General features: G+C 68.6%; 7 protein-coding genes and 1 pseudogene. 3 read left to right on the top strand and 5 right to left on the bottom strand.

What is annotated here, in order from left to right; all coding sequences use genetic code 11:
- On the top strand, positions 1–3,860 hold a 3,860-nt coding region (locus tag ACLP9N_RS06900; protein ID WP_442406685.1), incomplete at its 5' end, for a cation-translocating P-type ATPase.
- A gap of 177 nt (positions 3,861–4,037) precedes the next feature.
- Positions 4,038–4,646, top strand: coding sequence for a DUF5994 family protein (locus tag ACLP9N_RS06895; RefSeq protein WP_442406684.1), 609 nt, complete (start codon positions 4,038–4,040; stop codon positions 4,644–4,646).
- A 1-nt stretch (position 4,647) separates the two neighbouring features.
- Here the strand turns inward: ACLP9N_RS06895 and ACLP9N_RS06890 are convergent, their stop codons facing one another.
- Together ACLP9N_RS06890 and ACLP9N_RS06885 are read right to left on the bottom strand one after the other, a co-directional pair.
- On the bottom strand, positions 4,648–6,189 hold the full coding sequence (locus ACLP9N_RS06890; protein WP_442406683.1) for a glutamate synthase-related protein: 1,542 nt from the start codon (positions 6,187–6,189) through the stop codon (positions 4,648–4,650).
- Positions 6,186–6,617, bottom strand: coding sequence for a CBS domain-containing protein (locus ACLP9N_RS06885; protein WP_442406682.1), 432 nt, complete (start codon positions 6,615–6,617; stop codon positions 6,186–6,188). The genes ACLP9N_RS06890 and ACLP9N_RS06885 overlap by 4 nt, the downstream gene beginning before the upstream one ends.
- 167 nt (positions 6,618–6,784) lie before the next feature.
- Between ACLP9N_RS06885 and ACLP9N_RS06880 the strand changes: the two are divergent.
- Positions 6,785–9,129: pseudogene (locus ACLP9N_RS06880) on the top strand (heavy metal translocating P-type ATPase).
- A 12-nt stretch (positions 9,130–9,141) separates the two neighbouring features.
- Here ACLP9N_RS06880 and ACLP9N_RS06875 read toward each other — a convergent pair.
- From ACLP9N_RS06875 to ACLP9N_RS06865, 3 genes are read right to left on the bottom strand one after another with little or no spacing between them, the layout of a single operon-like run.
- On the bottom strand, positions 9,142–10,023 hold the full coding sequence (locus tag ACLP9N_RS06875) for a pseudouridine synthase (protein WP_442406681.1): 882 nt from the start codon (positions 10,021–10,023) through the stop codon (positions 9,142–9,144).
- Complete coding sequence (locus tag ACLP9N_RS06870; protein WP_442406680.1) at positions 10,020–11,750, bottom strand: glycerol-3-phosphate dehydrogenase/oxidase; 1,731 nt, start codon at positions 11,748–11,750, stop codon at positions 10,020–10,022. The genes ACLP9N_RS06875 and ACLP9N_RS06870 overlap by 4 nt, the downstream gene beginning before the upstream one ends.
- Before the next feature lie 59 nt (positions 11,751–11,809).
- The gene (locus ACLP9N_RS06865; protein WP_442406679.1) at positions 11,810–13,225 is read right to left on the bottom strand and encodes an NAD(P)H-quinone dehydrogenase; all 1,416 of its coding nucleotides are present in this window, start codon (positions 13,223–13,225) and stop codon (positions 11,810–11,812) included.
- Positions 13,226–13,253 lie beyond the last annotated feature (28 nt).

Here is a 13,253-nt window from a genome sequence, read left to right as displayed (position 1 = left end):
CCGGCAGCCTGCTGCGCCTGCCCCGACTGCCCGACTTGGTGGCCGTGCCGTCGACGCTGGCAGACCATCTGCCGCGGCTGCGCCGGGAGCTGGAGCGACGCCTGGGGCCGGAAGGCACCGATGTCTTGTTCGGTTTCGTCAACGCCGCGACGGCCGCGTTGACGCTGTCGCCGACGGCGGCGGCCGCCGAAGCCGCTACCCGCACCATGCTGGCGGCCGAGGCGTGGAACGGTCGGCTGGCGTGGTCTCGGCATGAATCCGCGCTGGGCAGCCAGCCAGTACCGGACGACGCGGCCTCGACGCCCAGAAACAGCCTGAGCCGTCCCGACGGGCCCGCGGAACTCTATGCCAACCGCATCGGCCTGGCCGGCATCGGCGCCGCCGCCGTGATCGGTCTGCTGTCACGCAATCTCGACACGGCCGGCGCCGCCGCACTGGCTGCCGTCCCGAAGCCGTTGCGCACCGTCCGTGAGGCATTCGGGTGCGCGATGAATCGCGGCTTGAGCACTCAGCACGACGCACTGGTGCTGCGCCCATTCGTCCTGCGGACACTCGACCGGGTCGACGCGATCATGATCGACCCGCGGGCGCTCTACACGGACGATTTGATGGTGAGTCGCGTTCTGGGCGTGCAGAGTTCGCGACGCGCCCATGCCTGGCAAGCGGTTCGGGCCGCCCTCGACAATGACGGCTACAGTGACGGCCTGAAGCCGGGATGGCACAAGCTGGCCGATATTCCCGGAGCAGGCGGGTCGGGCAAGGCACTGATCAGCCCGGTTCGCGATCCGTTCGCCGCGGCGGTGCTTACCGAAGCGCGGCGGTCACACCCGCGGGTCTTTTCCCTCGATGACGACAGTTTGCGTTCTCTGGCACAAGGATTCGACCAGCTGTATCCGTTAGACACGTCGATCGACAACGCGGTGGCGGCGGCTGTCGCGGAACTGAAGGCCGGCGGCGCGACCGTGGCGTTGTTGACCACGTCGGAGATGCGGGCAGCGCACCGGTCCGACGTCACGATCGGCGTGCTCCGGAAGCAGCATCCTCCACCGTGCGACGCCGACGTGTTCGTGTCGGACCTGACCGGCGCCTGGCGTGTGCTGCACGCGCTGCCTGCCGCGCGCGCCGCCACGAACAATGCCGTCCGGCTGTCGGCCTCGGCTTCGGTGCTCGGCGCATTGATGTTGATTCCCGGTGTGCCCGGACGCAGTTCGGCATCGGTCAACGCCGGCATGGCCGCCAGCCTGTGGTTCGGATTCCGCGCGGGCGCAAAGATTTTCCGGGACCCGCTGCCGGAGCCCGAAACCGGCCACGACTGGCACGGCCTGCCGGTCGCGGAGGTGCAGAGGCTGCTGCCCCGCCCTGCCGGCGAACACCCCGAGGAATCATCCGCATGGTGGCAAAGGCTGCCGCCGGTTCGCGTGCTGCACGCCGCGACCGCGGCGTCGTGGGGACTCGTCCGCGATTTCGCGGACGAGATGCGTACCAACCTGTCCGACCCGATTACTCCGCTGCTGGCCACCGGCGCGTTGGCCAGCGCGCTGCTCGGCTCGCCGCTGGATGCGTTCCTGGTGGGTAATGTGCTGTTGGTCAACGCGGCGTTGTCGGCCGAGCAACAGCTGCACGCCGAACGCATCCTGAATCGCTTGCTGGCTGTGCAGGAGCCACCCGCCCGCCGCCGCGTGGGTCCGCTGGATGGGCAGCGCAACGAGAAGGTGCCCGCCAAGCGGCTGCGTCCGGGCGACATCATCGAAGTCCATTCCGACGAGGTGATTCCCGCCGACGCCCGGCTGCTGCACGCATCAAACGTCGAAGTCGACGAATCCACGCTGACCGGTGAGTCGCTGCCGGTGTCCAAACAGGCCGAACCCACACCGGGCGCCCCGCTGGCCGAACGGACATGCATGCTTTATGCCGGCACCACCATGGTTGCCGGCACAGCGGTGGCCGTGGTGACCACGGTCGGCTCACGCTCCGAGATGCGCAAGGCGCTGGCGATGGCACCGAGAAAGTCTCGCGAGATCGGCCTGCAGCGACAGTTGAGGCATATCACCCGGCGGGCTTTGCCGTTCAGCGTGGCCAGCGGGGGGCTGGTCGGGTTGCTCAGCGTGTCGCGGGGAACCCCGTTGCGCACGGCGGTGTCGAGCGCGGTCACGCTGATCGTCGCTGCCATTCCGGAGGGGTTGCCGCTCGTGGCGACACTGGCCCAGCTGGCCGCCGCGCGCCGGCTCACCGGCGAATCGGTGCTGATCCGTAACCCCCACTCGGTCGAGGCACTGGCCCGGCTGAATGTGGTGTGCTTCGACAAGACCGGCACGCTGAGCGAGAACCGGCTAAAGGTCAAAGCGGTGCGCCCGACGGCGGGCTTCACCCCCGGACACGTGCTGGATACCGCGCTGAGCACCAGCTATGCCAGGCACACGCACCGCGTCGATCACGCGACCGATGATGCGATACACCGGGCCGCTGACGATCCTTCGCTTCGAGATGACGGTTCGCAGCCGCAAGCGCGGCTGACGCGCGACGCCTTCCTGCCGTTCCAGTCCGGCCGTCCGTTCGCGGCGGCGCTCGCCGGCACCCGGCTGACGATCAAGGGGTCACCCGAGGTGCTCTCGTCGGCGCTGCTGCACGATGACGAACCGTTGACGCAGCAGATCGACGCGATGGCGGCCAACGGTCTGCGGGTACTCGCGGTCGCCGAGCGCCGGCTCAGCCCAGAGCAAGCCGCGGCCGCCGCGGCTGATCCCGTTCTTCTGGAAACCCTGTGCACGTCTGAGCTCACCCCGGTCGGTCTGCTCGGATTGGCCGATACTGTCCGTCCGATGGCCCGGGCCGTGCTACAGGGGCTTGCCGACCGCGATATCGGGGTCCGATTGATCACCGGTGATCATCCCGCGACGGCGACGGTGATCGCCCAGGAGCTGGGCATCGACGTGACGGCCGACCAGGTGATCACCGGCAGCGACTGGGAAGCGCTGTCCGCCGATGCGCGGGCCGCGGCGGTCGCTTCGCGAGTTGTCTTCGCGCGGATGACGCCGGAACACAAGATCGACGTGGTGCAAACCCTCGAGCGGGCGGGTCTGGTCACCGCGATGGTCGGCGACGGGGTCAACGACGCCGCCGCGATCCGGGCGGCCAGCGTCGGCGTCGGGGTGGCAGCGCGCGGTAGCGATGCGGCCCGCACCGCGGCCGATGTGGTGCTGCTCGATGAGCGGATCGAGGCACTGCTGGACGCCCTCGACGAGGGCCAGCAGCTGTGGCGGCGAGTGCAGTCGGCGGTGTCGATGCTGCTGGGCGGCAACCTCGGCGAGGTGTGCTTTGCGGTGATCACCACCGTCCTGACCGGGCATTCGGTGCTCAACACTCGCCAAATGCTGTTGGTCAACATGCTGACCGATGCGCTGCCCGCCGCCGCGCTGGCGGTCAGCCCGCAGGCGGGCACCACCGAGGTCGAGCGGGACGAGGCAGCGATGTGGCGCGCGATCGGGATTCGCGGTGCCGCGACCACGATCGGCGCCACGCTGGGCTGGTCGATGGCCAGCGTGACCGGCACGCCGCGCCGCGCGGCGACGGTCGGGCTGATCGCGTTGGTCGGCACGCAGCTCGCCCAGACACTGGTCGACTCACACGGCCCGCTGGTGGTGACCACGACGGTCGGCTCGCTCGGCGCGCTCGCGGTGGTGGTGACCACCCCGGGGCTCAGCCACGTGTTCGGCTGCACCCCCGTAGACCCGCTCGGCTGGGGTCAGGCCCTGCTGGCCGCTGCGGTGGCGAGTTCGCTGTCGGCGCTCGCTCCCGATCTGCTGGCCCGTGCATCTGAGTCCGTTCAGAGACGGATCATGGGCGGCCAGTCGGCTAACTGATCCGCGCAGCGAAAGTAGTTGCGGTCACTTGTTGTTCACGTTCGCTAAATACCACGGCTACCCAGTCGACGCTTCTCGGTACTCGAGTCGCGGGTTGGTCATCGGGCCCGTACCGTGGGCTGAGGTTTTCCGGCGAATTGCAGGACAATCCGCAGACTCAGCGAGCAGGTGGTCGAAGTGGAACACGAAAATCGGTTGCAGCTCAAGCCTTATCGGTCCGTATCGGAGCACATCGACGGAGCCTGGTGGCCGCGGTCGCAGCACTTGGTCGACGAGCTGCCGGACTTGGTGGCGTCGGTGTCCGACCGGCTGGGGCGGATCGTTATGGTGGGCTACCGCCGCAATGGCTGGGACGAAACGCCGGCACTGGCCGAGATCGCCGGCCACACGGTCGAATTGCTGGGCTTCGCCAGTGATGAGCCGGCGAGTGTCATCCTGATCGGGGAGGACGGTGGTCACGTCACACTGCACGTCATCCGGCCGGACGCCAGCGAAGAGGTTGCCCGAAAGGCACTGGATGAGGCACGCGGAAGCGCTAACGCCGGGGACGCCCCGGCCAACGCGCCAGCCGTCGCGCGATCGGCGGCCGAGGTCGCGGCCAAGCTGGCCCGCCACGAGGGAAGCGACGACGAGCAGCGAACCGCCCAGATCAAGCGCTGGTGCGAGGAGGCCGCTCAACAATTCGTCGCCGCACCGGTTCAGGCCTTCGTTCCAATCCTCGTCGAACATATCGTTCGCAACCGCATGATGGAATCCCGCAGCAACCCCGTCGCCGCGGGTCATTGATTCAGCCGGGACGCGAACACGCCATCAGGGTCGTGATCGCTTCGATGTCGGCCGGACCGGGCAGGCCCCAGCCGGGCCGGTAGTCGAACAACTCGCCGACGTTCACGCTCTTGAGGTCGACATCGAGAAGCTCGACGGCGTCCAGCGGCACCAGGGCGGGGTGCGGGTAGCCGCAGGCGCGGGCCAGGCACAGCAACTCGAAGCGCAGGGTGGCGAGATAGTTCGCGCAGCGCACCGACTTCAGGGCCGGATCCAGGCCATGCTGCAGCCATGGCGACTGGGTGGCGACACCGGAGGGGCAGCGGCCGGTGTGGCAGCGCTGAGCCTGGATACAGCCGATGGAGAACATCGCGGTTCGGGCGACGTTGATCATGTCGCAGCCCATGGCCAGCGCCAGCAGGGCGTTCTCGGGAATGCCGAGCTTGGCCGAGCCGATGAACACCACGTCGTGGTGCACATCCTGGTCGGCGAAGGCCCGGTAGACGCGGGGGAAGGCCCACTTGAAAGGCAGGGCGACGTGGTCGCTGAAGACGAGCGGAGCCGCGCCGGTGCCGCCCTCGCCGCCGTCGATGGTCACGAAGTCGACGCCCCTGCCGGTGCGCGCCATGCGCGTCGCCAGCTCGAGCCAAAACCGCTCTTCCCCGACCGCGGACTTGATGCCTACCGGTAGACCCGTCTCGGCGGCGATCGTCTCCACCAGGTCGAGCAGCCCGTCGACGTCGCGAAATGCGGAGTGCCCGGCGGGGCTCTTGCAGTCGACTCCGACCGGGATACCGCGGATCGCGGCGATTTCCGGGGTCACCTTGGCGCCGGGCAGCATGCCGCCCAGGCCCGGTTTGGCGCCCTGGCTCAGCTTGATCTCGATGGCCCGGATCTTTCGCGTGGCCGCCACCCGGTCGATCAGACGGGGCAGGCTGAAGGTGCCGTCGTCGTTGCGGCAGCCGAAGTAGCCGGTGCCGATCTGCCAGACCAGGTCGCCGCCGTTGAGGTGATAGGGGGAGATCCCGCCCTCGCCCGTGGTCTGCAGGGCGCCGGCCATGGCGGCGCCCTTGTTGAGCGCGGTGATGGCCGCGCCGCCCAGCGACCCGAAGCTCATCCCCGAGATGTTGACCAACGACGAGGGCCGGAAAGCCTTGGCCCGGCCCCGGGCGCCGCCCAGCACCTTTGCCGCCGGCAAAGGCACGGCCGGGTCGGGGTGGTTGGGCTCGCCGTCCGGGGCCGGCGCCGGAAACGCCGCATGCTTGATGATCGGGTAGTTGTGGACCCGTTCCAGATCGTTGTCGGTGCCGAACCCGAAGTACCGGTTGGTCAGCTTCGAGGAGGTGTACACCCAGCGCCGCTGGTCGCGACTGAAGGGCCGCTCCGCGTCGTTGTCGGTGACGATGTATTGGCGCAGCTCCGGGCCGACCGCTTCGAGCAGGAACCGCAGGTGGCCGACGATCGGAAAGTTGCGCAGAATGGTGTGTCGGCGCTGCAGGAGATCCCAACCCGTCAACCCGGCCAGACTCGCGCCGACCACGGCGGCCACGGATCGCCGCTTCATGCCGAATCGAGATCCAGGTCAGCGTCGCTGCTATAGGCGCTGTAAACGCCGAGCAGGTCGCGGGCCGAGACGATGCCTTCCAGCGCGCCATCGCGCTCCACCAGGACGTGGCGGATGTAGCGGTCCATCATCCGCGCCGCCACCTGGTTGACCGTGGCATCGGCGCCGCACCACACCAACTTTGTGCTGGCTAGGTCGATTGCCGGGACGGTCGCTGGATCTTGTCCGGCGGCCACCACGCGAACGATGTCGCGCTCGCTCAGCAGCGCGGCGGGCCGCTCTTCGTGACCAACCACGATGGCCCCGACGTCATGGGCGACCATGGCCTTGGCGGCGTCGGCAACAGTGGCGTCTGCGGGGACGCGTGCCACCGGGTCGCCGGTGATGGTGGAGATCGGGGTCAAGCCGGGCGAAGTTATGTCAGTCACGTCACCATGTTCACCAGAACTTATCCGCCCTTCTAGTGACCTGAGTCCTCAATTCTGTGTCAATAGGTCCTAAGGGTCCTAGGACCTTGGCTTGGGGGTAGTGCGGCTCTGTGGTGGGACACCGCAGGCGTGGTCGACTTGCAAAAGCCGAGTGCGAAGTGAATGAAATGGGCGGTTCGGAACCTGCGGCACGCGGATTCCTCGCCCAGTTGCACCGGTTGGTCGAGCCGGTCCTGGTCGCGGTGACGGTCGGGGCCCTAGCGGCCGGCGGGATCGCGTGGCTGGCCGGTTGGCATCGGGTGGCCGATGGCTGCTGGATCGCCGGCACAGCCGTGGCGGTAGCCCCCGCCGTGGTGTGGGTGCTGGAAGCTTTGCGCCGGGGCGGGGTCGGGGTCGACCTGATTGCGGTGTTGTCGCTGATCGGCACGCTGCTGGTGGGCGAGTACCTCGCCGGTGCGTTGATCGCTGTGATGCTGGCCGGCGGGCGGGCGCTCGAGGCCACGGCCGAACGCCGCGCGTCCCATGATTTGAGGGCGCTGCTCGAGCATGCACCGCGGTTCGCACGCCGCCGCGTCGGATCGGCGGTGAGCGTGATCGCGCTGGATGAGGTTGCGGTCGACGATCTGCTGGTCGTCGGCCCGGGCGAGGTGGTGCCCGTGGACGGGCGCATCGCCGGTGCGGCGGCGGTGCTGGACGAATCGGTTCTGACCGGCGAACCGCTGCAGGTGGAACGCGGCGTCGGCGAACCGGTGCGCAGCGGGGTGGTCAACGCGGGCAGCGCATTCGAACTGCATGCCACCGCCACCGCCACCGACAGCACATACGCCCACATCGTGCAACTGGCCGCGCAGGCCGGGGCGCAGAACGCACCTGTGGTGCGGCTGGCCGACCGGTACGCGGCGTGGTTTTTGCCGTTGACGCTATTGGTGGCGGGCGGGGCGTGGCTGGCCAGCGGGTCGCCGGTGCGGGCGGTCGCGGTGCTGGTGGTGGCCACTCCTTGCCCGCTGTTGCTTGCCGCGCCCGTCGCGATCGTGTCCGGGCTGTCGCGGTCCTCGCGTCGTGGTGTGGTGATCCGCAGCGGAGGCGCGCTGGAAAACCTGGGCCACGCAACAACTTTGGTGATGGACAAGACCGGCACACTGACCATGGGACGCCCCGTCGTCATTGATGTCGCGGCGGCGCCCGGAAGCGACGCGATTGAGATACTCCGACTGGCCGCCTCGGTGGATCAGATGTCTCCACATGTGCTGGCCGAGGCGATCGTCACCGAGGCGCTACGCCGGGGCCTGCGGCTGTCACTGCCCACCGAGGTGGTCGAAGAGGCCGGACGTGGCGTTACCGCGACCATCGGCGATCAGCGCATCCGCGTCGGCAAGCTGGCCACCGACACCGCGTCGGCGGAATGGGCCCGCGCTGCGGTGAACCGGGCCCTGCTGGACAACGCCGCGATCGCATGGGTCTGCATCGGCGGTCGACCGGCGGGCGCGGTGTTGCTGCGGGACCCGCTACGCCGCCATGCACCGCGCACCATGCGCCGGTTGCGCGCCGCCGGACTGAATCGATTGGTGATGCTCACCGGAGACCGCGCAGAGCCCGCCCGCGAGGTCGCCGCCGTGCTGGGGCTGGATGAGGTGTACGCAGAACAGAGCCCGGCCGACAAGGTCGCCGCCGTGCGCGCCGAACGAAACCGCGCGGTGACCGTAATGGTGGGCGACGGGGTCAACGACGCGCCCGCTTTGCTGCGGCCAGCGTAGGTGTGGCGATGGGCGCGCGCGGTGCCACCGCGTCCTCGGAAGCCGCCGACATCGTTTTGACCACCGATCGGCTGGAGCGGCTCGCCGACGCGATGGACATCGCCCGCTGGTCGCGGCGCATCGCGGTGCAAAGCGCCGTCGTCGGCATGGGCCTGTCGCTCGCCGCGATGGCCATTGCCGCGATCGGATGGCTGCCGCCGGCCGCCGGTGCGCTGCTGCAGGAGGGTATCGATGTTGCCGTGATCGTCAACGCGCTGCGCGCCCTGCGCGGCAATCCGTCCGTCGAGGTGGATCTGCCCGCACGAACCGAACAGATGCTGCGGCACTTCGACGCCGAACACGACGAACTACGCGACACCATCGGACTGCTGCGGGACGCGGCCGACCACTTGGCCGCCGCACCGGATCAGTCTGCGCTACAGGCGATCATCCGCGCACACGGCGTGCTCACCGACCGGATCCTGCCCCACGAACGCGCCGAAGAGACCCAGCTGTACCCCGCGCTGGCCCACCCGCTCGGCACTGGCGAAGCCACCGCCACCATGAGCCGAACGCATGCCGAAATTCAGCGGCTATCCGACCGGATCGGCGCGCATACGGAGTTGGCCCAAAACTGCGGCGCCATAGCCCCGGACCAAGTTGACGACCTGCTCGCCTGCCTGTACGGGTTGTACGCGCTGCTACGCCTGCACTTCGTACAGGAGGAAGAAAACTACTTCACCCTCACCGACGACGAAGCCGAGCCCCGCTCCCCCTGACGACAACACGGGTCAGAACTTATCCACGTCCACGCCGGCTAACCTACGCAGGCTGGCGAACTCCCGGCGCTTACCGGTGAGCGGATCGTCGAACTCGATGCGCTGCGCCAGCAACTGCAGCGGCGTACTGAAGTCGTCAGCAGCCACATCAATTACGTTGGGGTACAAAGGATCTCCCGTGATCGGCACCCCCAGCGACGCCATGTGCACCCGCAACTGGTGGGTGCGCCCGGTGCGCGGCGTCAGCCGGTAGGGTCCGTCCGGGGCTTCCAGCTGCACCAGCGTCTCGGCGTTGGGCACACCGGGCTCGCACACCGCCTGCAGTTGGCCACGTCGTTTGATTATGCGGCTGCGCACCACCAGCGGTAGCACTAGCGCCGGATCGACCGCCGCCCGCGCCAGGTACGTCTTGCGCACCAGGCCGCGGGCGAACAGCGTCTGGTAGGTGCCGCGCAACTCGCGGCGGGTGGTGAACAGCAGCACCCCGGCGGTGAGCCGATCCAGTCGGTGGGCCGGGCTCAGCTCGGGCAATCCGAGCTCGCGGCGCAGCCGCACCAACGCGGTCTGCGCGACATGGCGTCCGCGCGACATGGTGGCCAAAAAGTGCGGCTTGTCGACGACCACGATGTCCGCGTCCTGGTAAAGCACGGGTATGTCAAAAGGCACCGCCACCTCATAGGGAAGGTCGCGGTACAGATACACGCCGGCCCCGGCGGGCAGCACGGTGGTGGCGTCGACCACCGCTCCGTCGGCGTCGACGACCTCTCCGGCCAGGACTTTGGCACGGGCCGCCGCGCCGAACCGGGCGGTCAGCTCGGCCAGCACCGGCCCGCCCCGCAGCCGTACCCGGGCGGGCCCCAATCCGTCGCGCACCGGCAGCGGCGCGGGTCTCAATTGAGCGGCACCGGCTCGAGAATCTCGGCGCGCGCCTCCGGTGCACTGGCCCGCAATTCATCCGCCGACACGTCGTCGGGCTGGGCCTGCGACAGTATCTCGGCCTCCACCCGCGCGTGGTAGTTGCCGACCTCGCGTTCGATGTCCGCGGCGCTCCACCCCAGCACGGGCGCGACCACCTCGGCCACCTCCCGGGCGCAGTCGACGCCGCGGTGTGAGTACTCGATGGAGATCCGCATCCGACGCGCCAGGATGTCCTCGAGATGCAGGGCCCCCTCGTCGGTGACGGCGTACAGCGCCTCGACCTTCAGGTAGCCCGGCGCCTCCTTGATCGGGCTCAGCAGCTCGGGACGGCCGGCGGCCAGGGCCAGCACATCGTCCATCAGCGACCCGTAGCGGTCCAGCAGATGGCGCACCCGGTAGGGATGCACACCTACCAGCTCGCCAACGTGTTCGGCCTGGTTGATGAGCGCGAAGTAACCGTCGGCGCCCAGCAGGCCCACCTTCTCGGTGATCGACGGCGCTACCCGGGCCGGGATGAACTGAACCGCGGTGTCGATCGCGTCGGCGGCCATCACCCGGTAGGTGGTGTACTTGCCGCCGGCGATGGCGACCAGCCCGGGCGCGGGCACCGCGACAGCGTGCTCCCGGGACAGCTTGGAGGTTTCTTCACTTTCCCCGGCCAGCAGCGGGCGCAGCCCGGCGTACACGCCGTCGATGTCGGCGTGCGTCAGCGGTGTGGCCAGCACAGTGTTGACGGTGCCCAGGATGTAGTCGATGTCGGCCTTGGTGGCCGCGGGATGCGCCAGGTCGAGGTTCCAGTCGGTGTCGGTGGTTCCGATGATCCAGTGGTTGCCCCACGGGATGACGAACATCACCGACTTCTCGGTGCGCAGGATGATCGCGACATCGCTGACGATCCGGTCCCGCGGCACCACGACATGCACGCCCTTGGACGCGCGCACCTGGAATCGCCCGCGCTGCTTGGACAGCGCCTGAATCTCGTCGGTCCAGACCCCGGTGGCGTTGACCACGACGTGCCCGCGGACCTCGGTGATCGAACCGTCCTCGGAATCGCGAACGCGCACGCCGATGACCCGTTCACCCTCGCGCAGCAGCGCCACCACCTGACTGGAGCACCGGACGACCGCGCCGTAATGCGCCGCGGTGCGGGCGACCGTAATGGTGTGCCGGGCGTCGTCGACGACGGTGTCGTAGTAGCGAATGCCGCCGATCAACGAGCTGCGCTTCAGGCCAGGGCTCAGCCGCAACGCACCGGCTCGGGTCAAATGCTTTTGTGGCGGAACGGATTTCGCGCCGCCGAGATTATCGTAGAGAAAAATGCCCGCGGCGATATACGGTCGTTCCCACCCGCGCTTGGTCAGCGGGAACAAGAAAGGCAGCGGCTTGACCAAATGTGGTGCCAGCCGGGTCAGCGACAACTCACGCTCGTGAAGCGCCTCGCGCACCAGCCCGAACTCCAGCTGCTCGAGGTAGCGCAACCCGCCGTGGAACATCTTCGACGAGCGACTCGACGTTCCCGAGGCAAAGTCCCGCGCCTCGACGAGCGCCACCTTGAGCCCACGCGTGGCCGCGTCCAGCGCGCACCCGGAACCCACCACGCCGCCGCCGATGACCACCACGTCGAATTGCTCAGAGCCGAGCCGCTCCCAGGCCACCGCGCGCTGCGCGGGTCCCAGCGAAGAAACCGGCGACGAATCGGTCACGAGGAAAGACTCCTATCGGTTACTCGTCGGTAGCGTTGCTCAACCCAGGCTAGTGGCTTTCAGTCCAGATCGTCGTGCGCCATGAGCCGGCGGGCAGCCTCGGTGATCGAGCCGGACAACGACGGGTAAACGGCCAGCGTTTCGGCCAGCGCGTTGACGGTGATGCGGTTCTGCACCGCCACGGCGATCGGCAGGATCAGCTCAGAGGCGATCGGCGCCACCACCACACCGCCGATCACCACGCCGGTGGACTTCCGGCAGAAGATCTTGACGAAACCCTGCCGCAGCCCCGACATCTTTGCCCGGGCGTTGGTCCGCAACGGCAGCATGATGGTCCGGGCCAGCACCGAACCGTCGTCGATCATCGATTGCGGCACTCCGACGGCGGCGATCTCGGGCCTGGTGAAAACCGTCGCCGCGACCGTGCGCAACCGGATCGGGCTGACGCCCTCGCCCAGCGCGTGATACATCGCGATCCGGCCCTGCATCGCCGCGACCGAGGCCAACAGCAGCAGACCGGTGCAGTCGCCGGCGGCATAGATCCCGGGCACCGATGTGCGCGACACTCGGTCCACTTTCAGGTAGTCGCCATGGCCCAACTCCATGCCGACCCGCTCCAGGCCGAGGCCGGTGGTGTTGGGAACCGACCCGATGGTGATCAGGGCATGGCTGCCCGCAACGGTGCGGCCGTCGGTCATGGTCACCAGCACGCCGGTGTCGGTTCGGGTGACCGATTCGGCGCGGGCGTTCTTGAGCAGCTGCACGCCCCGTTCGGCGAACGACTCTTCCAGCACCAGTGCCGCGTCGAGGTCCTCATACGGCAGCACACGGTCTCGGCTGGCCGCCACCGACACCTGCACGCCGAGTTCGGTGTAGGCGTGCACGAACTCGGCGCCGGTCACTCCGGAGCCCACCACGATCAGGTGCTCCGGCAGCGCCTCCAGGTCGTAGAGCTGGCGCCACGTCAGGATGCGTTCGCCGTCGGGCAGAGCCGACGGCAGGACGCGAGGGCTGGCGCCGGTGGCGATCAGCACCACGTCGGCGTCGTACTCGTCGGTGGTGCCGTCGGCGGCGGTCGCCTTGACGCGGTGCCGCGCCAGCCCGGGGGTGGGGTCGACCAACTCACCGCGTGCCGCGACCAGTTTCACACCCACACCGCGCAGTTGGGCGGCGATGTCGGCGGACTGCTCGGCGGCAAGCCGCTTGACCCTGGCATGGATTTGGGGCAACGAGATCTTGGCGTCGTCGATGTCGATGTCGAAGCCCAGGCGCGGCGCCCGGCGCAACTCGGTGCGCAGCCAGGTGGAGGCGATGAACGTTTTGGACGGCACGCAGTCGTCCAGCACGGCCGCCCCGCCGATGCCTTCGGACTCGATCACGGTGACGTCGGTGGTGTCGGGGTGTGAGGTGGCGGCCACCAGCGCGGCTTCGTAACCGGCCGGTCCTCCACCGATGATCACGATGCGGGTCACCACAGCCCATAACCTAGCCGCGGAACGCCCA

The organism is Mycobacterium sp., assembly GCF_052144515.1.
Classification (GTDB): domain Bacteria; phylum Actinomycetota; class Actinomycetes; order Mycobacteriales; family Mycobacteriaceae; genus Mycobacterium.
Note: the sequence above shows the minus strand (reverse complement) of the source record. Positions and strands in the feature narration are given on the sequence as shown.

Excerpts from the sequence above, each read along its gene's own strand:
- ACLP9N_RS06890 (WP_442406683.1), bottom strand. The coding sequence starts at position 6,189 with ATGAAGCGGCGATCCGTGGCCGCCGTGGTCGGCGCGAGTCTGGCCGGG.